Source organism: Bradyrhizobium pachyrhizi, assembly GCF_029714545.1.
Lineage (GTDB): Bacteria > Pseudomonadota > Alphaproteobacteria > Rhizobiales > Xanthobacteraceae > Bradyrhizobium > Bradyrhizobium pachyrhizi.
The window spans coordinates 3,172,663-3,192,368 of record NZ_CP121667.1 but is presented as its reverse complement, the minus strand read 5'-3'; the positions used below and the strand labels follow the sequence as shown (position 1 = coordinate 3,192,368).

The following is a 19,706-nucleotide window of genomic DNA, read 5'->3' as shown; positions in this document are numbered from 1 at the left end:
GCTCCCGCCAAGGCCTTAAATGTCCGGAACCAACAAGCCCAAGGTCTTCAATATGCCAGCACCCGCCCCCTCCGCCACTGACCCCGCTTTGCTCCGCATCGACGGCGCCATCGCGACCATTACGCTGAACCGGCCGGCCGCGTTCAACGCGATCGACATGACGATCGCCAAGAAGCTCGAGCAGCTCAGCGCCGAGGTCGAAGCCAACAAGGACGTTCGCGTGCTCGTCATCGAGGGCGAAGGCCGCGCCTTCTGCGCCGGCGGCGATCTGCAGACCATCGGTGCCGCCGCCGAAGCCAACAACATCGCCCCCGTGGTCGGCGAGATGCTGCACCACTATCACGCGTTCATCGAGACGGTCCGGCGGATGCCGAAGATCGTTCTCTCAAGCGTGCATGGTTCGGCGGCCGGCGCCGGCATGGGCCTCGCCTTCGTGACCGACCTGTGCATCGCCGCGGACGACGCCCGCTTCACGCCCGCCTATGCCAAGATCGGCGTGTCGCCCGATGGCGGCAGCACGGTCGGCATCGTCGGCACGGTCGGCACCCGACGCGCGCTGCAGATTTTCCTCGCCGAGGATGGGTTCACCGCGCAGCAGGCCTATGAATGGGGTCTCGTCGTCAAGACCGTCCCCGCGGCCGAGCTGAAGGCTGCGACGCGGCAGCTCGCCGAGCGCCTGGCAAAGAATCCGCCCGCCGCGATCGCGGCCACCAAGTCACTGGTGTATCAGGCGGCCACCACACCAACCAAGCAGCAGCTCGACGCCGAGGAACATAAGATCATCACGACCATGCATACCGACGATTTCCGCGTCGCCGTGAAGAAGTTCACCAGCAAGTCGAAGTAGAGGTTTGGCTAGTTCGGGCAGATGTACCCCGTGCCGCCGGGTGCCTTGAAGCAGCCGACCGATTCCGGGATCACCTGCTTGGGCAGCCACAGCACGACCTTCGGAAAATAGATCGTGAAGCAGATCGTGACCAGGAACACGACGTAGATCGGCAGCGCCGCCCGCAACGCTTTTGCGAAACTGATGCCGACGAATTTCGAGGCCATCAGCAGCACGAGCCCGTAAGGCGGCGTGATCAGGCCGAAGGCCAGCGTAGCGATCAACACCACGCCCATATGCACGCCGTTGATGTCGCCGGCCTGGGTCAGCGCGTTGACCAGCGGCATGAAGATGATGATGGTCGGCACCGGCTCGATGAAGTCGCCGACCACGGTGAACAGCAGCACCATCAAGAGCATGATGAGGTGCGGGTCGTTGCCGGCGATCGAGGTGATCCAGTCCGCGATGTAGATCGCGCCGCGCAGATAGGCCAGCATCCAGCCGAACGCGTTCGCCGCGCCGATCGTGATCAGCGGCAGCGAGAAGATCAGGCCGGCCAGACAGAAATCATACGGGATCTTCTTCAGGTGCCCACGGTTCAGCGCCGGGATCACCACGACGATGATGTAGGCGACCGCGACGACCCCGGCCTCGGTCGGCGTGAACCAGCCGGTCAGGATGCCGCCCAGCAAAATCACCGGGATCATCATCGGCAGCGCCGCGTCACCGGCGGCGAACGCCACCTGGCGCAGCGGCGCGCGCGGCTTGCGCAGGCCCGAGGGACCGAAGAAGTAGCAGTAGATCATCAGTCCGAAGCCGATCATCAGCCCGGGGACCACGCCGGCCATGAACAGCCCGGCGATCGAGACATTGCCGACCGCGCCATAGACCACCGCCGTGATGCTCGGAGGCACCAGCGCTGCGATCGTCGACGCCGAGGCGATGATCGCGGCGATGAAGGCCGGCTCATAGCCTTCCCGCCGCATCGGCCCGCCGAGCGCCCGGCTCATGACCGCAACGTCGGCGGTGGTCGAGCCCGACATCTCCGAGAAGAACATGCTGAAGACGACGACGACCTGCGACAGCCCGCCCCTGATGTGCCCCACCAGCGAAACCGACAGATTGGCGATGCGGACCACGACATTCGCCGAGCTCATGAGCTCGCCGACCAAGAGGAAGAACGGGATCGCAAGCAGCGCCTCGGAATCGACGCCGTCGAAGATCTTCTGGATGATCGCCGCCAGCGAGACGTCTGATAGCACTGCGCCGACGAACACGCCGGCCATCAGCGAGAACGGCACGGGCACGCCGAGATAACCGAAGAACAGGAAGCAGAACGACATCAGCGCAAGCACGACCGGTGCGCTCACGGCTGCACTCCCGTCGTCGCGCGGGTATCGATCGCAGGAATCGGAAGGTCGTCATCCGGTGGCTCCGGATGGTCGAAGCTATTGCGGATCCCGTTGATGAGCTGCTCGATCGTGAACAGGCCGATCAGGATGCCGGACAGCGGGATCACCGCATAGAGCGAGGCGATCGGCGTACCCGACGGCAGGCGGAAGCTACCGAAGCCTCGGAGGTAATTTTGATAGCCATACCAGACCAGGCAGAAAGCGACGCCCAGCACCACCAGACGGATGACGATCTCGACGAACAGCCGCGACCTGCCATGCATCGCTTCGGAGATCGCGGTGAGATAGAGATGGTCGTTGCGTCGTGTCGCGACCGCGGCCCCGATGAAGATCGCGTAGATGAACAGCGTCGAGGTCACCTCCTGCAGCCACAGCCAGGGATGACCGATGGTGCGGGTGACGATATCGGCGGTCACCGAGAGCGAGAAGCCGAAGCACAGCAGGCCGCACAGCATCATCAGGATCAGCTCGAGCCGGTCGAGCGCCCGCCATTTCAGATACCGCTGCCGTTGCAGCACCAGTGTGTCGGCGATGGCCATGGCTCGCGCTCCGCGTCAACCTCGGGCTCTAGTTGATCGCGCGGATCAAATTCTTGATCTTCTCCGCATGCGGGCCGAGATCCTTGGCGAGCTTGTCGAGATAGGGATCGGCGATCGCGGTAAAACTCTTCTTGTCCACATCCTCGACCACCTTGACGCCGAATGACTTCAGCTTTGCCGCTGCGGCCTTTTCCAGTTCGAACGCCTTGGCAGGCTCCTTCGTGCTCACCTCGGCGGCCGCCGTCGTCACCCAGTTCTTCTGCTCCGCTGAAAGGCTCTGCCACAGCTTGTCGCTGATGAACAACAGCGCATTGTTGGCCTCATGCTCGGTCATCGAGAGCACCGGCGCGACTTCGTAGTGCTTGTTGACGAGGTAAACGTTCACGCTGTTTTCCGCCGCCTCGACGACGCCGGTCTGCAGCGACGTGTACACGCTGCCGAACGGCATATGGACGGTTTGCGCGGCGTAAGCCGGGAAAATCGTATCCTCCGTGGCCGTCGCCTGAACACGAATTTTCACCCCCTTGAGATCGTTGACTTTATGGATTTCCTTCCTGGCGTAGATGCTCCTTACGCCTTGGCTGCCCGTCGCGATGACATGAAGGCCTTGCGACGTGTCGTCAATCATCGCCTTGATCGCGTCAATCACCTTCTGATCCGCAAGGGCCTTCACCACATGGTTGGCGTCGCGGAACAGGAAATGCAGCGACATCACACCGGCCTGCGGCGAGATAGTCGCGGTGTTCGCCGATGAGATGATCGCGAATTCGATGTCTCCGGATTTCACGAGCTGCAGCAGCTGCGGCTCCTGTCCGAGTTGGGCGCCCGGATATTGATCGACGATCATGGTCCCCTTGCTCAACTCCTTGAGCTTGGCGGAGAACATGTCGTAGGCCACGCTGTATCCGGTGTTGAGCTGCTGATCGTGCGCGAAGCGGTAGTGCTTGACTTCCTGCGCGCCAGCGCGCGGCGGCAGCAGCAACGCTGCCGCCGCCATCGCAATCCCGACGATCCTGGCTGAATGGCCCATCGCGACGTTCCCCCTGTTTTTAATTGAGGGGATCATCCCATCAGTCGCGCAGGATTGTCAATAAAACAGAGGTAATCAGGTCGTCGAGGCCCAAGCGGGCGCTTCGCAGTCGGAAATTATCGACAATTCGACTGCGATGCCAATCGAGACCGAACTACTTCCCCTTGGCGCGCATGAAGTCAAAGTCGCAGCCCTCATCGGCCTGCAGGATGGTGTCGTTGAAGAGATGCGCGTAGCCGCGCTTGGCCCAATCGGGCGTACCGGCCGGCGCGAGCGCGGCGCGGCGCTTCTGCAATTCGGCCTCGTCAACCAACAGATCAATGCTGCGCTTGGCGACATCGAGCCGGATCATGTCGCCGTTCCGCACCAGCCCGAGCGGACCGCCGACGGCGGATTCCGGCGTGATGTGCAACACGATAGTGCCGAACGCGGTGCCGCTCATCCGGGCATCGGAAATGCGGACCATGTCCTTCACGCCGGCGCGCGCGAGCTTCTTCGGGATCGGCAGGTAACCCGCCTCGGGCATGCCGGGCGCGCCCTTCGGGCCGGCATTGCGCAGCACCAGGACGTCGTCGGCGGTCACATCGAGCGCGGGATCGTCGACCCGCAGCGTCATGTCCTCGACCGATTCGAACACCACGGCGCGGCCGGTGTGCTGCAATAGTTTCGGGCTCGCCGCCGACTGCTTGATCACGGCACCGCGCGGCGCGAGATTGCCGTGCAGGATCGCCATCGCGCCTTCGGACTTGATCGGGTTCGCCTTGGAGCGGATCGCGTCCTGCCCCGGTACATCCTCGGCATTGGCGACGACCTCGCGCAAGGTCTGGCCGGTGATGGTTTTGACATCGAGGTCGATGAGGTCGCCGAGCTGCGCCATCAGCTTCGGCACGCCGCCGGCATGATGGAAATGCTCCATGTAGTGTTCGCCCGACGGCTTGAGGTCGACCAGCACCGGGACCTCGCGGCCGAGCTTGTCGAACGCCTCGAGGTCGATCCTGTGCGGCGAGCGGTTGGCGATCGCCGTGAGATGGATCAGCCCGTTGGTCGAGCCGCCGATCGCCTGCATGACGACCTGGGCGTTGCGGAACGAGGATGGCGTCAGGATCTCGCTCGGCTTCGGTCCCTTGGTCTTCGCCATCTCGGCGGCGACGCGGCCGCTGGCCTCGGCGGAGCGGAAGCGTTCGGCATGCGGCGCCGGGATCGTCGCGCTCATCGGCAGCGACAGGCCGAGCGCCTCGGTGATGCAGGCCATGGTGGAGGCAGTGCCCATCACCATGCAGGTGCCGACCGAAGGCGCGAGGCGGCCGTTCACGGCCTCGATCTCGTTGTCGTCGATCTCGCCGGCGCGATACTTGCCCCACAGCCTGCGGCAGTCCGTGCAGGCGCCGAGCACCTCGCCCTTGTGATGGCCGACCACCATGGGCCCGACCGGAATCACCACGGTCGGCAGATCGGCGCTGATCGCGGCCATGATCTGCGCCGGCAAGGTCTTGTCGCAGCCGCCGATTACGACCACCGCATCCATCGGCTGGGCGCGGATCATCTCCTCGGTATCCATCGCCATCAGGTTGCGCAGATACATCGAGGTCGGGTGCGCAAAGCTCTCGGCGATCGAAATGGTCGGGAACACGAACGGCATCGCGCCCGACAGCATCACGCCGCGCTTCACGGCCTCGATGATCTGAGGCACGTTGCCGTGGCAGGGATTATAGTCGCTGTAGGTGTTGGTGATGCCGACGATCGGCCGATTGAGCGCATCGTCCGAATAGCCCATCGCTTTGATGAACGCCTTGCGCAGGAACAGCGAGAAGCCGGCGTCACCATAGCTTGTCAGTCCCTTGCGAAGTCCGTCGGCCATTTTCTTCTCGTCCCGTGGTTGTTCGGCCGCACTTAAGGAGCGGCAGGAATTATTGTCAATATGAGATAATCTGGTCGCGGCTTGTGGCTGGTCTGCGGCAAAATCGCCCCCATTATTGACAATAACCGTGGCGCCATGCTGACCTCAGGCACCGATCCGAAGCCGAGAGCGCATGACAGCCGAGCCCACATTGCCCGAACTCCAGGCCCCCTCGCGCGAGGAGGAACAGGCGGAAGTGATCCGCCGGCTGGAGGAGGACATCATCTTCGGCCGCTTCGCGCCCGGTTTGCGGCTGGTCGAGGATACCCTGATGCAGCGCTACGGCGCGAGCCGGCATTTCGTCCGCCAGGCGCTGTTCCAGCTCGAGCGCCAGGGCATCGTGCTGCGCGAGAAGAATGTCGGCGCCACGGTGCGGTTCTATTCGGCCGAGGAAGTGCGGCAGATCTATGAGGTGCGCGAGATGTTGACGCGCCAGGCCGCGCTGATGATCGCCCTGCCCGCGCCGCAAAGCCTGATCGACCAGTTGAGCGAGCTGCAACGGCATTACTGCATCAAGGCCGAGGCGCAGGACATGCGCGGCATTCACGAGACCAACGATGCGTTCCACCTCGCGCTGTTCTCCGCCTGCGGCAATCCCTATCTGGTCCGCTCGCTGCAGGACTACATGAACCTGACGCTGCCGATGCGCGCCAAGAACCTCGCCGACAGCGAGGGCCTCGCATTGTCGCGCCGCCAGCACGAATTGATGATAGAGCTCTTGAAGGGCCGCGACAGCTGGGCGCTGGCGCAGCTTTGCGTCGATCACATGCAGTACAGCAAGGCGGATTATCTCGTCCGCATCTCCAACGACAAAAAGCCGCAATAGCGCGATACGCGGCCTCCTCGTGAAGGAGACGGCGATGCGCTATGTGGCTATATTCCTTGGATCGCTGGCCGTGCAGCTTGCGCTTGGCGGCGTCGGCGAGGCGGCCGATCCGCGCGCGACGCAGCTCACCTACGAGCCCTGGACTAAGACATGCCTGACGGAGGCGAGTTGCTTCGTCGGCGCCGCCGCGCGCGGTCAGTGCTCGCCATCGGGCGGCACGCTCAGCGTCTCGCCGCAGAGCAGCAAGCGCGCGATCGTGAGCGCCAATGTCGGAACGCGGACCATGCTGGAAGGCACGATCAGCCTCCGCATCGATCAGGACGAGCCGATCCAGATCGCCAGGCCGCATTGCTACACGCTCGGCTGCGGCGGCACGCTCGAGGCCGATGGCGAAATGATCGAGCGGCTGAAGCACGCGCAGACCATCGCCGTCGAAGCCAAGAACCTCACCGGGCAGACCATCAGCCTCGCCTTTCCCCTCACGCACTTCGCCGAGACCTTTGACGGGCCCGGCAGCCCGCCCAAGACATCCGGGCAAGGTTCGAAGGACGCGCAGCAGCACACCGAAGCCGTGAAGCAACTGCCGCAATGCGAGGATTGATCACTTCTTCCAGTCGATCACCCTCTCCTTGTCGCCGTCGAACTCCATGCTGCAGAACGCACCGCCCTGGTAGTAATCGCCGACCGGATCCGGCGACAGCTTGGCCTGCTCGGCCATCGCGTGCTCGCGGAAATCTTCAGCCCTTCCGGTCGGACGATAGCCGAGGTCGTAGGCGCGGTGATTGTCCCACCACGAGCGCTCATTGTAGGACGCGCCGTACAGCACCTCGAAATGGATGTCGGGATGCTCGAGCCCGATGCGGCAGAGCTGGACGAGGTCTTCCGGCTTGAGCCAGATCGAGAGCCTGCGGTGGTCGAGCGGCGCCTCGCCGAAATTGCCGATCCGGAGGCACGTGACCTTGATGCCGTGCTTGTCGGCATAGAGCGCGCCGACGCCTTCACCGAACACCTTGCTCACACCATAACGACTATCCGGCCTCGCGGTGACGTCGGTGCCGATGCGGTAATGACGCGGATAGAACCCGACCGCGTGATTGGATGAGGCGAAGATCACGCGCTTGACGCCCTTTTTGCGCGCCGCCTCGAACAGATTGTAGCAGCCGATGATGTTGGACTGCAGGATCGCGTCCCAGGGTCCTTCGACCGAATAGCCGCCGAAATGCAGAATGCCGTCGACGCCCTCGCAGATCGCCTCGACCTGCGCAAGGTCGGCGAGATCGGCCGCCTTGAACTTTTCGTTGCTGCCGAGATCGGAGGGCTGCTTGATATCGCTCAGCAGGAGATCCGGATAGATCGGCGGCAGCAGCTTGCGCAGGCTCGTTCCGATTCCCCCCGATGCGCCGGTCATCAATATGCGTGGCATGCCGTCCCTCTTCTTTCCTGATTGCTGCGATCGAATTGCGGTCGCAGGCCGACAATGATAGCAAACCAGGCGCTCAAGGAAACACCATCGAAACACAACAACGAGAACAGCAAATGTCCGATGTTCATTCCGCCGGCTGGCGTCCCGCGACCTGCTATCCCGATCCCGCGATCCGCGCGCTCGATCCGCGTTTCGAGAAATACTGGCTGAAACTCTCCGCCGTCGAGCGCATCGCGACCGGTCTGCGCTGGGCCGAAGGTCCGGTGTGGTTCGGCGACGGCCGCTATCTGTTGTGCAGCGACATCCCGAACCAGCGCATCCTCAAATGGGAGGAGGAGACCGGCGCGGTCAGCATCTTCCGCAAGCCGTCGAACTTCGCCAACGGCAACACCCGCGATCGCCAGGGCCGACTGATCACCTGCGAGCATGGCGGCCGCCGCGTGGTGCGCACCGAATATGACGGATCGATTACGGTGCTGATCGACTCCTTCGGCGGCAAGCGACTGAACTCGCCGAACGACGTCGTTGTGAAATCCGACGGCTCGATCTGGTTCACCGATCCGATCTTCGGCCTGCTCGGCAACTACGAAGGCTACAAGGCCGATCCCGAGATCGAGCCCAACGTCTACCGGCTCGATCCCGCAACCCGCGAGGCCACCATCGTCGCCGAGGGCGTGCTGGGGCCGAACGGGCTGTGCTTCTCGCCGGACGAGAAGATCCTCTACGTCGTGGAATCCCGCGGCGAACCGAACCGCAAGATCCTCGCCTATGACGTCGCAGCCGACGGCAAGACGATCTCCAACAAGCGCGTCTTCATCGACGCCGGCCCGGGCACGCCCGACGGCATGCGCTGCGACATCGACGGCAATCTGTGGTGCGGCTGGGGCATGGGTGATCCCGAACTCGACGGCGTCGTCGTGTTCGCGCCCGACGGCGTCATGATCGGCCGCATCGCGCTGCAGGAGCGCTGCGCCAACCTCTGCTTCGGTGGCGTCAAGCGCAACCGCCTGTTCATGGCGGCGAGCCAGTCGATCTATGCGCTTTACGTCAACACCCAAGGCGCGCTCGGCGGGTAGTTTTCCTCGTCGTCCCGGCGAAAGCCGGGACCCATCACCACCGATGGATCTTGGCCTGGCACGCTGGGGCCGCATTCTTCGCAAAACGAAGGCCTGTGGTTATGGGTCCCGGCTTTCGCCGGGACGACGATAAAAACTTCTACCTTCCAAACGGCTGACGCCGGAGCGGTGATCCGCCCCGGCGCCGAAAGTCGCGTCTCTCGTGGCTCAGCTTACGCCGCGTTGTAGCCGGCGACCGCCTTGGCCTCGAGATATTCTTCCAGACCGTAGCGGCCCCACTCGCGGCCGTTGCCGGACTGCTTGTAGCCACCGAACGGCGCGGTGCGCTCGTTCGGCACGCCTTGCAGGTTGACGTTGCCGGCGCGGATCTGGCGGCCGACGCGGCGCGCGGTTTCCACGGTGTCGGCGGAGACGTAACCGGCGAGACCATACGGCGTGTCGTTGGCGATCTTCACCGCGTCGGCTTCGTCCTTGGCGCCGAGGATGGTCAGCACCGGTCCGAAGATTTCTTCGCGGGCGATCGTCATGTCGTTGGTGACGTCGGCGAAGATGGTCGGACGGACATAGAAGCCCTTGTTGACACCCTCGGGCAGGCCCGGACCGCCGGCGACCAGCGTTGCGCCCTCGTCGATGCCCTTCTGGATCAGCGCCTGGATCTTGTCCCACTGGCCGCGGTTAACCACCGGTCCGATCGTCGTGCCGTCGGCACGCGGATCGCCGGCCTTGGTCTTGTCGGCGACGCCCTTCGCGATCGCGGCCACTTCCTTCATCTTGGAGAGCGGAACGATCATGCGCGACGGCGCGTTGCAGGACTGGCCCGAGTTGTTGAACATGTGCATCACGCCGCCGGTCACCGCCTTGGTCAGGTCGGCGCCGTCGAGGATCACGTTCGGCGACTTGCCGCCGAGCTCCTGGCTGACGCGCTTCACGGTCGGCGCCGCACGCTTGGCGACGTCGACGCCGGCGCGGGTCGAACCGGTGAACGAGATCATGTCAATGTCCGGGTGCTCGCTCATCGCCACACCCACCTCCGGGCCGAGGCCGTTGAGCAGGTTGAACACGCCCTTCGGCACGCCGGCTTCATGGAGGATTTCCGCGAAGATCAGCGCCGAGGTCGGGGTGAACTCGGAAGGCTTCAGGATCATGGTGCAACCGGCGGCGAGCGCGGGCGCGACCTTGCAGGCGATCTGGTTGAGCGGCCAGTTCCAGGGGGTGATCATACCGACGACGCCGACCGGCTCGCGCACGATCACGGCGGTGCCCATGGTCTCCTCGAACTCGTACTTCTTCAGCACTTCGAGGGTGTTCATGAGGTGGCCAAGGCCGGCGCCGGCCTGCAGCTTCTCGGCCATCGGCAGCGGCGCGCCCATTTCGTCGGAGACGGCGGCGCCGATCTCCTTCATGCGGCCCTTGTAGACCTCGACGACCTTGGTGAGCAGCGCGATGCGCTCCTCGCGGCTGGTCTTGGAGTAGGTCTCGAAGGCGCGCTTGGCGGCGGCGACTGCCTTGTCGACATCGGCCTTGGAGCCGAGCGCAATCTCATACATCGCTTCTTCGGTCGCCGGATTGACGACCGGGGTAGACTTGCCTTTGACGACGGGATCGACCCAGGCGCCGTCGATGTAGAATTGCATGCGATTGACCATCGGAAACCTCTTGTACGGGGCGTATGGAATGGGGAACGAAAGCGTTCGGCAGGCATCCTTGCACGAAAGCCCGGCGAATTGAACCCGCCATATGCGGGACGCGGCTCGTGCGCGCGAACGGCATATAATGTCGCTATCGCGCAGGTGGCAAGGTTGGTCTCGTCGTCCCGGCGAAGGCCGGGGCCCAAAACCACCGCCGGCAATTGGTAAAGGGTGCTGTTAGAACGAGTCGCGTTTACTTGCTGCCAGTTGTGGTAATGGGTCCCGGCCCCGGTGCGCAATTGCGCACTAGGCCGGGACGACGATGTGGGGCTACACCGCCATCTTGCGATGCCGCACCGGGGCGCCAACCGAGACGCTTTCCGCCGCGTCGATGATGGCGTTGGCGTCGATGCCGTAGTGGCGGTAGAGGTCGCCGATCGTGCCGGTCTGGCCGAAATGCTCGACACCGAGCGCCTCGACGCGGTGGCCGCGCACGCTGCCGAGCCAGCCGAGCGTTGCCGGATGGCCGTCGATCACGGTCACAATGCCGCAGTCGCGGCCGAGCGGCGCCAGCATGCGCTCGATATGACTCAAATGCTGCGCGCCGCGGCGATCACGGCGCAAATTCCGCGCGGCGGACCAACCCGCATAGAGCCGGTCGGCGGAGGTTACCGCCAGCAGACCGACGTCGCGGTGGCTCTCGCCGATCAGGCCGACCGCCTCGATCGCCTCCGGCGCGACGGTGCCGGTATACGCAATGACGATGTCGCAGTTCGGACCCGGCTTGCGCATCCAGTAGGCGCCGTCGGTGATGTCGCGCTGCAGGTCCGGGGTCATGATCCGTTGCGGCTGCTCCAGCGTCCGGGTCGAGAGTCGCAAGTAAACCGAACCACCCTCGGTGCCCTCCCGCTGCATGTGGCAAAAGCCCCAGCCCATGATCACGGCAAGTTCATCGACGAAGGCCGGATCGAACGAGGCGAGCCCGTCCTGCCCGATGCCGATCAAGGGCGTCTTGATCGACTGATGCGCGCCGCCTTCCGGCGCCAGCGAGATGCCCGACGGCGTCGCCGCCACCATGAAGCGGGCATCCTGGTAGCAGGCGTAGTTCAGCGCATCGAGGCCGCGTTCGATGAAGGGATCGTACAGCGTGCCAACCGGCAAGAGCCGCGCGCCGTTGATCTGGTGCGACAGGCCGAGCGCCGACAGCATGATGAACAGATTCATCTCGGCGATGCCGAGTTCGAGGTGCTGTCCCTTCGGCGAATATTCCCAGGTGTAGGCGGACGGGATCTTCTCCTGCCGGAACAGGTCGTGGTTCTCCGCCTTCGCGAACAGGCCGCGGCGGTTGACCCAGGCGCCGAGATTGGTCGACACGGTGACATCGGGCGATGCGGTGACGATGCGCGAGGCAAGTTCGCTATCGCCGCGCGCCAGCTCGTGCAGCACGAGACCAAAACCCTGTTGCGTCGACATCTGCGCCGAGGCCTTGAAGGCCAGCCGTTCCGGCACATCGATTTCAGGCGCGGACAGGCGGCGGCGCCCCTCGCGGTTGAACGGCGCCTCGGCCAGGAAAGCCTCGAGCCTTGCAGGCTCCTGCGACAGGCCCTCGAACTTGTCCCACTCGTGGCCGGGGCGGATGTTCTGCGCGGCGCGCCACTTCTCCATCTGCGCCACCGTCATCAGGCCGGCGTGGTTGTCCTTGTGGCCCTGCATCGGCAGGCCGACACCCTTGATGGTATAAGCGATGAAACAGACCGGCCGATCATGGTCGATCGCCTCGAAGGCCTCGATCATGCTCGCCATGTCGTGGCCGCCGAGGTTCGACATCAGCGCCAGCAACTCGTCGTCGCTGCGGCGCTCGATCAGGGCCGACACCTCGCCCTGGTCGCCGATGTCGTCGCGCAGATGCTTGCGGAACGCGGCGCCGCCCTGGAAGCAGAGCGCGGCGTACATCTGGTTCGGGCAGTTGTCGATCCAGCGCCGTAGCGCCTCGCCGCCGGGCTCGGCAAACGCCTCGAGCATCAGCTTGCCGTACTTCACGATCACCACGTCCCAGCCGAAGTTGCGGAACATGGTCTCGAACTTAGCCCACAATCCCTCGCGCACCACGGCGTCGAGCGACTGCCTGTTGTAGTCGACCACCCACCAGGTGTTACGCAGCCCGTGCTTCCAGCCCTCGAGCAGCGCCTCGAAGATGTTGCCCTCGTCCATCTCGGCGTCGCCGACCAGCGCGATCATGCGGCCCTCCGGCCGGTCCTGCAGCCAGCCGTGCGCCTTGACGTAATCCTGCACCAGCGAGGCGAACAGCGTTTGCGCGACGCCGAGGCCGACCGAGCCGGTCGAGAAGTCGACGTCGTCGCTGTCCTTGGTGCGCGAGGGGTAGGACTGCGCGCCCTTGTAGCCGCGAAAATTCTCCAGCTTGTCGCGGGTCTGGTGGCCGAACAGATACTGGATGGCGTGGAACACCGGGCTCGCATGCGGCTTCACCGCGACGCGGTCCTGCGGGCGCAACACCGAGAAATAAAGCGCCGACATGATGTTGGCGAGCGAGGCCGACGAGGCCTGGTGGCCGCCGACCTTCAACCCGTCGGTAGAGGGCCGCACATGGTTGGCGTGATGGATGGTCCACGACGACAGCCACAGCACCTTGCGGGCCAGGGCGGACAGCATGTCGAGGCGTTCAGGCGCGATTCCCATGGCAATGCTCCGGGCGATATGCCGGAATGTTACTGCCGCAAGCGGCCGCGAAAATCTCAATTCCACGCGACAGCACAGGAAAAATTGGGATAAATTCCCACGATCTGACTTCAACTGACGAGTTCATCCCAATGCCCGCCCTCGATGCCATCGACCGCAAGATCCTGAGTCTGCTCCAGACCGACAGCCGCATGACCATGCAGGAACTCGCCGACAAGGTCGGGCTGTCGGTGTCGCCTTGCCACCGCCGGGTCAAGCTGCTCGAGGAGCGCGGCGTGATCTCTCGCTACATCGCAACCGTCGACCAGAAGTCGATCGGGCTGCACGTCTCCGTCTTCATCTCGATCAAGCTGGCGCGCCAGAAGGAGGAGGACCTCAACCGCTTCGCGCGCGCGATCTCGAAATGGGACGAGGTGCTCGAATGCTACCTGATGACCGGCAACCGCGACTATCTGCTGCGCGTCGTCGCCGCCGACCTTTCCTCCTATGAGGCATTCCTGAAGAACAAGCTGACCCGGCTCGACGGCATCGCCTCCATCGAGTCCAGCTTTGCGCTGAGCCAGGTGAAGTATTCGACGGCGTTGCCGGTGTGAGGGCGTTGGTTGGTCACTCGAATGACGCCGACCCCACAGTGTCGTCCCGGCGAAGGCCGGGACCCATACGCCGCAGCAGTTGTTGTGAGAGGGACTCGTCGTTGCAGCATCGCTTAACAATTTGCATTTGGGGTTATGGGTCCCTGCTTTCGCAGGGACGACATTGAGTGTGTTGCGCTGTCAGTGGCATACCTTCGCACTCTCGCGACATGAATCGTCCGAGCTTTGCATCTCGTTCCGTTTTGCAAAAGAGGCTTGCGCCGTCGGGCAACTCAGTGATTGGCGCTGGCGCCCTGCCCGGCTGGACGGCCTCGCCGCGACAATCAGGCTATGGCGCAATCCATATCCCAATCACGATGATGGCCAGTGAGACGGCAATGACCAGCATATCGGTGGTGAGCCAATCGGGCATTCCGTTTGATGGCTGCTCGCTCATGTCCGCGACTCCTTCTGTTCGCGTCGAGCCAATATGCTGGAGCGGACCGGCGCGAACGAGGATGAACTGGTTCACATAAAGCTAGGAAAAAGCTGCAAATTCCGCGTGTTTTAGCGCGCTCAAGTTGCGCCACACGGTCGATCTGCCGCGCAGGTTTCTGAACATGTTCGACAACGCCGCCGCTTCGGCACAGTCACCATCGTCGTCGTTCAACGCGCTGCGAGAGGCGGCTGAACGTCACCGGATTGTCGGCGCAACTCGGCGCCGACCTGCCGCCACGCGACAGGCCGCGCACGGCCGACGAAGTCGGTCGAGATAGTGGACTCGCCGTCCCGTCCTGATCCTCACAGCACCTTGCGCTCTGCGAGGTTCTTCATCAGCGCACCGACGCCGAAGGTCCAGGGCTCGCATTCGTCGCTATTGCGCATCCGGTTGACCAGCTTGCCGAGCTGCGGCGCGGCGATGGTCACGATGTCGTCACGCTTGTGGGTAAAACCCTCGCCCCTGGCATCGCGATCCTTGACTGGCGCGAACATCGTGCCAAGGAACAGCGCAAAGCCGTCGGGATACTGATGCACGCGGCCGATGGTCTGGGCGACCAGGTCGGTCGGATCGCGGCTGATCTTGCTGATCGAGGAATGGCCCTCGAGCACGAAGCCGTCTGCGCCAGTCACGGTCAGGCCGACATCCATCTTCCTGACATCGTCGAGCGAGAAGGTCTGGTCGAACAGCCGGAGCAGCGGACCGATCGCGCAGGACGCGTTGTTGTCCTTGGCCTTCGACAGCAAGAGCGCCGAACGCCCCTCGAAGTCGCGCAGATTGACGTCGTTGCCGAGCGCGGCGCCGACGATCTTGCCGGCGGCGGAGACAATCAGCACGACCTCCGGCTCCGGATTATTCCAGGTCGACTTCGGATGCAGCCCGGCATCCATGCCTGATCCGACCGAGGAAAGCGTCGGCGCCTTGGTGAACACTTCGGCGTCGGGACCGATGCCGACCTCGAGATACTGGCTCCAGGCATTCTGATCGATCAGCACCTGCTTCAGTTTCATCGCCTGCTCGGAGCCGGGCTTCAACTTGGAGAGATCGTCGCCGACCAGGCGCACCACCTCCTTGCGGATCGCGTCCGCCGAGGACGGATTGCCGCGCGCCCGCTCCTCGATCACGCGCTCCAGCATTGAGATCGCGAAGGTGACGCCGGCGGCCTTCAGCACCTGGAGATCGACCGGCGCCAGCAGATGTGGCCTGGCCTTGTCGCGGCCGTCGGGCGGGGTGTTGGCAAGGATCGCCTCGAAATCGCCGATCCGCGCGCCGCGCGTGGCGCGCAGCGCGGCCGCGGGATCGCTTTCCTCGCAGAGCGCGCTCACCGTCGGGAACCGCGCCGTGACGTCGAACACACCGTCTGCCCGCACCGCGACGACGGCCGGCCCGCCGGCCTGCGGCAGCCAGACCCGCCCGACCAGCGTGCCAGCGGTGCCGTCCTCCGGCAGGGCGTCTTTTGGCGTGAGCGATATCATCGGCATATCTCCCTTTTTGGCTTTGTCGGCTTGTTAGCACAGTCCGCCCGGCGGCGTGAAACAGCGGTCATGGCATTGTCATAGAGGGGTAACATCGCCCGTCAATGCTGCCGTCCGATCCATCTAACACACTGAAAGACGGACCTTCATGACGACCTCCGCCCTCACCGACGAAGCCTCCCGGGATGAAGCCTTGCGCGATGAAGCCTTGCGCGCCCGCATCCATCAAGAGATGGCCGACAGCCTCGACGAGGAACTCGAGCTCGAGCTCGACGACATGAGGCTCGACGAGCTCGACCATGACGGTGCCGTCGGCAGGCCGTCGATCGACCGCAAGTACTATTTCCGCGAATTGCTGCGGTTGCAGGGCGAACTGGTCAAGCTGCAGGATTGGGTGCAGCACGAGAAGAAGAAGGTCGTCGTGCTGTTCGAGGGCCGCGATTCCGCCGGCAAGGGCGGCGTGATCAAGCGGATCACCCAGCGGCTCAACCCGCGGGTCTGCCGGATCGCGGCGCTGCCGGCGCCGAACGAGCGCGAGCGCACGCAATGGTACTTCCAGCGCTATATCTCGCATCTGCCGGCCGGCGGCGAGATCGTGCTGTTCGACCGCAGCTGGTACAACCGCGCCGGCGTCGAGAAGGTGATGGGGTTCTGCAGCGACGAGCAGTATGAGGAATTCTTCAACTCGGTGCCGGAGTTCGAGCGCATGCTGATCCGCTCCGGCACCGTCCTCCTGAAATACTGGTTCTCGATCACCGACGAGGAACAGGCGTTCCGCTTCTCGATGCGGATCCAGGATCCGCTGAAGCAGTGGAAGCTGAGCCCGATGGACGTCGAGGCGCGGACCCGCTGGGAGCTCTACACCAAGGCCAAGGAAACGATGCTGGAACGCACCCACCTGCCCGACTCGCCATGGTGGATCGTCGACGCCGTCGACAAGAAGCGCGCCCGGCTCAACTGCATCTCGCATCTATTGAGCCAGATCCCCTATCAGGCGGTCACCCACCAGCCGGTGGTGCTGCCGCCGCGGGTGCGCAACCCGGACTATCACCGCGGCCCGATCCCGCAGGAGATGTACGTGCCGGGACGATATTGATTCTGGGCACGAGCACGCTCTGTCCTCCCCGCTTACGGGCAGGGCAATCGCATTTGGAATGAACCGATTCTTCCGCGCCGTCATGGCCGGGCTTGTCCCGGCCATCTACGTCTTTTCTTTGCGTGGAAACGAAGACGTGGATGCCTGGGACAAGCCCGGGCATGACGAGTTTGCGGGAACTCCGATTGCCTCAAACGGCCATATGCGATTGCCCTCCGCTTACGGGGGAGGATCACTAAATCGCGATTGTAGATTGTGAGGCAGCTCACTGGTCCTTTTGCACCCTCCCTTTAAACCAGAGGTTGCTCGCAATTCGCGGGCTAGAAGGAGGCGTACGCTATGTTGAAAGAACATCTTGAAAGCAAAAGCTCGGCGACCGACCAGCCTGAAAGCTATAAGGGTGTTGCGACACATGCTATCCAAACCCTTGACCTCAGTTGGAGCGCGCCTATTCGTTACGGCGATTGCAAGCTGTCCGGCTTCTTGAACGGCACCCTGAACAACGGCCCCACTCTCAGGCTTCGTTCTGACGGAACAGCAGAATTGCTGGCAAAATTTTTCTCGACCGACGACGGTGATGTTTGGGTTATCGATCGTCTCGTTCTTTTGGACATTCACGGGACGGTGCTTTTTCAATTTCCACACCTTTCAAGTCCAGAAACCCAGACAGACAACCAAGTGCTCGATTGGGTAGCCGAACTGAGCTTCCCCGCCGTTTTCTTTTCTTCGGTCACAGGGGCGAACATGACCTATCGTTGCTAACCCCTAAGGGCGCGGTTCGCGGATTATTCGACCTCCCCACAAGCGGGAGAGGTGAAGTCCGGCACGTAGGCGACCGCGCCCTTGCCTCGCCTACCAATGGTGCAGGCGCGCGCACTTGCTGGCACCGGATACCGACGCTAGGCTTCCCCCGATCTGGTGCAGGGAGGCCCGCTTGACTCAATCCGACGACATCAAAATCTCCGAAGATCGCCGCGACGCGCTGCGCTATGCGCTCGGGATCGGCAGCGGCGCGGCGCTCGCGGCCGCGATGGCAACGCCGGCCTCGGCGCAGACGCCAGCCGACAACACGCTGGATCGCATCCGGGCCAACAAGGTGCTGCGGATCGCGGTGCTGCCGGGCGAGCTGCCCTATTTCAACAAGGACCTCGCCTCGGGCACCTGGTCCGGCTTCTCGATCGAGATGGCCAACGATCTGGCCAAACTGCTCGACGTCAAGCTGGAATACGTCGAGTCGACCTACGGCAATTCAATCCTTGATCTGCAGGCCAACAAGATCGACCTCGGCTTCGCGCTCAACCCGACGCCGCAGCGCGCGCTGGTGGTCGATTTCACCAATCTGGTGTTCCCGCATCCGTTCGGCGCGATGCTGAAGAAGGGGCTGGAAGCCAAGACCTGGGCCGACATCAACAAGCCCGAGGTCAAGATCGCGGTCGACGTCGGCTCGGCCAACGAGGCGGTGGCGCGCCGCTTTGCGCCGAACGCCACCATCAAGTCGCTGAAGTCGCGCGACGAGGTGATGTTGGAAATGTCGTCGGGCCGCGTCGATTGCGTGGTCAACGCGCTGGTGCTCGGGCTGACCGCGATCGCCAAAAACCCGAACCTCGGCACCTACAAGATCCTGGCCTCGCCGTCGGTGACGATCGCGAGCGGCACGGCGGTGCGGCGCGAAGCCGACAAGCGCTGGCGCGATTTCCTCTCGGTGTGGATCGACTACAACCGCGGCATCGGCCAGATGCGCGAATGGTTCGTGAAGGGCCTCGGCCTCGCCGGCGTCAAGCCCGAGGATGTGCCGGTGGAGTTGAGTATTTGAGGCGATTGCCGAGACGGCAGTGATTTCCCTCTCCCGCTAGCGGGCGCTTGCGGGGAGGGCCGGGGTTGGGGGTGTCGCCACAAGCGACGCCCTATGTATGGAGAGAGCCCCCACCCGGATCGCATCTAACGATGCGATCCGACCTCCCCGCAAGCCGGAGAGGTCAAGCAACTCACACCTTGTCGTAGGTCAGCCCGCGCTCCAACCGCCTGGCCACCAGCGTCGACGGAAACAGGATCGCAAAATAGATCAGCGCCACGATGGTGTAGACCTCGAGCGGCCGGTAGGTGTCGGCGTTGATCAAGGTCGCGTTGTAGACGAGATCGGGTACCGCGATGATCGAGACCAGCGAGGTGTTCTTGAGCTGCGTGACCGACTGGTTGACATAGGGCGCCATCATCGGCTTCAGCGCTTGCGGCAGGATCACGAGCCGCATCAGGCGCCAGCCGCGGAAGCCGAGCGCCTTCGCGGCGTCCCACTGGCCGACCGGCACGCTCTCGATCGAGCCGCGCACGATCTCGGCATAGAACGCGCCGCCATAGAGCGAGAGCACGCTGACGGCGGCGACATGCGCCGGGATGTTGACGCCGATCACGACCGGAAACGCGTAGTAGAACCAGATGATCTGCACCAGCAGCGGTGTGCAGCGGAACAATTCGATATAGGCGATCAGGAGCCAGTCGATCACCGGAATGCGCCGCAGCCGCAGCATGCCGACGATCAGGCCGATCAAGGTCCCTAGAATAATGGTGCCGATGGTGTAGGCGATGGTCCAGCCGAGCCCGAGCCAGAACAGATGGCTGTACTTGGCAAGGATGCCGAAATCCCAGACGTAGTTCATCCTGCCCCTCGGTTGCCGCGCGCTTGATCGCCAAACATCGCAGGCGGCCTCGCACG

Annotated in this window: 17 protein-coding genes; 8 read left to right on the top strand and 9 right to left on the bottom strand. The window is 63.6% G+C overall.

Annotation, left to right across the window (positions count from 1 at the left end):
* The first annotated feature begins 52 nt into the window (after nt 1-52).
* Nucleotides 53-847, top strand: coding sequence for an enoyl-CoA hydratase/isomerase family protein (locus QA639_RS14675; RefSeq protein ID WP_050384741.1), 795 nt, complete (start codon nt 53-55; stop codon nt 845-847).
* 8 nt (nt 848-855) lie between these two features.
* Here QA639_RS14675 and QA639_RS14670 read toward each other — a convergent pair whose 3' ends face one another.
* The 4 genes from QA639_RS14670 to QA639_RS14655 all read right to left on the bottom strand — a co-directional run bounded on the left by QA639_RS14670 (nt 856) and on the right by QA639_RS14655 (nt 5,665).
* Entirely contained in the window at nt 856-2,196 is a 1,341-nt protein-coding gene (locus tag QA639_RS14670) for a TRAP transporter large permease (protein WP_028331861.1), read from the bottom strand.
* The gene (locus tag QA639_RS14665; protein ID WP_283090115.1) at nt 2,193-2,777 is read right to left on the bottom strand and encodes a TRAP transporter small permease; all 585 of its coding nucleotides are present in this window, start codon (nt 2,775-2,777) and stop codon (nt 2,193-2,195) included. The genes QA639_RS14670 and QA639_RS14665 overlap by 4 nt, the downstream gene beginning before the upstream one ends.
* A 28-nt stretch (nt 2,778-2,805) precedes the next feature.
* A complete protein-coding gene (locus QA639_RS14660) occupies nt 2,806-3,807 on the bottom strand; it encodes a TRAP transporter substrate-binding protein (protein ID WP_283090114.1) in 1,002 nt (333 codons plus the stop codon).
* Nucleotides 3,808-3,961: 154 nt separating this feature from the next.
* A complete protein-coding gene (locus QA639_RS14655) occupies nt 3,962-5,665 on the bottom strand; it encodes an IlvD/Edd family dehydratase (protein WP_050384738.1) in 1,704 nt (567 codons plus the stop codon).
* Nucleotides 5,666-5,837: 172 nt separating this feature from the next.
* On the opposite strand from QA639_RS14655, the gene QA639_RS14650 reads away from it, so the two are divergent.
* Nucleotides 5,838-6,530: a GntR family transcriptional regulator gene (locus QA639_RS14650; RefSeq protein ID WP_028331865.1), complete on the top strand. Its 693-nt coding sequence runs from the start codon at nt 5,838-5,840 to the stop codon at nt 6,528-6,530.
* 34 nt (nt 6,531-6,564) lie between these two features.
* Entirely contained in the window at nt 6,565-7,131 is a 567-nt protein-coding gene (locus QA639_RS14645) for an invasion associated locus B family protein (RefSeq protein ID WP_157348271.1), read from the top strand.
* On the opposite strand, the gene QA639_RS14640 is transcribed toward QA639_RS14645, so the two are convergent.
* On the bottom strand, nt 7,132-7,953 hold the full coding sequence (locus QA639_RS14640) for an NAD-dependent epimerase/dehydratase family protein (RefSeq protein WP_028331867.1): 822 nt from the start codon (nt 7,951-7,953) through the stop codon (nt 7,132-7,134).
* A 113-nt stretch (nt 7,954-8,066) separates the two neighbouring features.
* Here QA639_RS14640 and QA639_RS14635 point away from each other — a divergent pair, with 113 nt between their 5' ends.
* Nucleotides 8,067-9,029, top strand: coding sequence for an SMP-30/gluconolactonase/LRE family protein (locus QA639_RS14635; protein WP_157348272.1), 963 nt, complete (start codon nt 8,067-8,069; stop codon nt 9,027-9,029).
* Nucleotides 9,030-9,241: 212 nt separating this feature from the next.
* Here QA639_RS14635 and QA639_RS14630 read toward each other — a convergent pair whose 3' ends face one another.
* Together QA639_RS14630 and QA639_RS14625 are read right to left on the bottom strand one after the other, a co-directional pair.
* Nucleotides 9,242-10,675 (bottom strand): aldehyde dehydrogenase family protein, encoded by a 1,434-nt coding sequence (locus QA639_RS14630; RefSeq protein WP_157348273.1) that lies wholly within the window; start codon nt 10,673-10,675, stop codon nt 9,242-9,244.
* A gap of 312 nt (nt 10,676-10,987) precedes the next feature.
* On the bottom strand, nt 10,988-13,354 hold the full coding sequence (locus tag QA639_RS14625; RefSeq protein ID WP_157348274.1) for a transketolase: 2,367 nt from the start codon (nt 13,352-13,354) through the stop codon (nt 10,988-10,990).
* Nucleotides 13,355-13,485: 131 nt separating this feature from the next.
* Here QA639_RS14625 and QA639_RS14620 point away from each other — a divergent pair, with 131 nt between their 5' ends.
* Nucleotides 13,486-13,947 (top strand): Lrp/AsnC family transcriptional regulator, encoded by a 462-nt coding sequence (locus QA639_RS14620; protein WP_016841346.1) that lies wholly within the window; start codon nt 13,486-13,488, stop codon nt 13,945-13,947.
* 780 nt (nt 13,948-14,727) lie between these two features.
* Here QA639_RS14620 and QA639_RS14615 read toward each other — a convergent pair.
* The gene (locus tag QA639_RS14615) at nt 14,728-15,900 is read right to left on the bottom strand and encodes a fumarylacetoacetate hydrolase family protein (RefSeq protein WP_157348275.1); all 1,173 of its coding nucleotides are present in this window, start codon (nt 15,898-15,900) and stop codon (nt 14,728-14,730) included.
* A gap of 148 nt (nt 15,901-16,048) precedes the next feature.
* On the opposite strand from QA639_RS14615, the gene ppk2 reads away from it, so the two are divergent.
* The 3 genes from ppk2 to QA639_RS14600 all read left to right on the top strand — a co-directional run bounded on the left by ppk2 (nt 16,049) and on the right by QA639_RS14600 (nt 18,809).
* Nucleotides 16,049-16,996, top strand: coding sequence for a polyphosphate kinase 2 (gene ppk2, locus QA639_RS14610; protein WP_157348276.1), 948 nt, complete (start codon nt 16,049-16,051; stop codon nt 16,994-16,996).
* 339 nt (nt 16,997-17,335) lie between these two features.
* The gene (locus QA639_RS14605; RefSeq protein WP_028331873.1) at nt 17,336-17,758 is read left to right on the top strand and encodes a DUF6294 family protein; all 423 of its coding nucleotides are present in this window, start codon (nt 17,336-17,338) and stop codon (nt 17,756-17,758) included.
* Between the two features lie 172 nt (nt 17,759-17,930).
* The gene (locus tag QA639_RS14600; RefSeq protein WP_028331874.1) at nt 17,931-18,809 is read left to right on the top strand and encodes a transporter substrate-binding domain-containing protein; all 879 of its coding nucleotides are present in this window, start codon (nt 17,931-17,933) and stop codon (nt 18,807-18,809) included.
* A gap of 172 nt (nt 18,810-18,981) precedes the next feature.
* On the opposite strand, the gene QA639_RS14595 is transcribed toward QA639_RS14600, so the two are convergent.
* Complete coding sequence (locus QA639_RS14595) at nt 18,982-19,650, bottom strand: amino acid ABC transporter permease (protein WP_016839817.1); 669 nt, start codon at nt 19,648-19,650, stop codon at nt 18,982-18,984.
* Nucleotides 19,651-19,706: the final 56 nt, after the last annotated feature.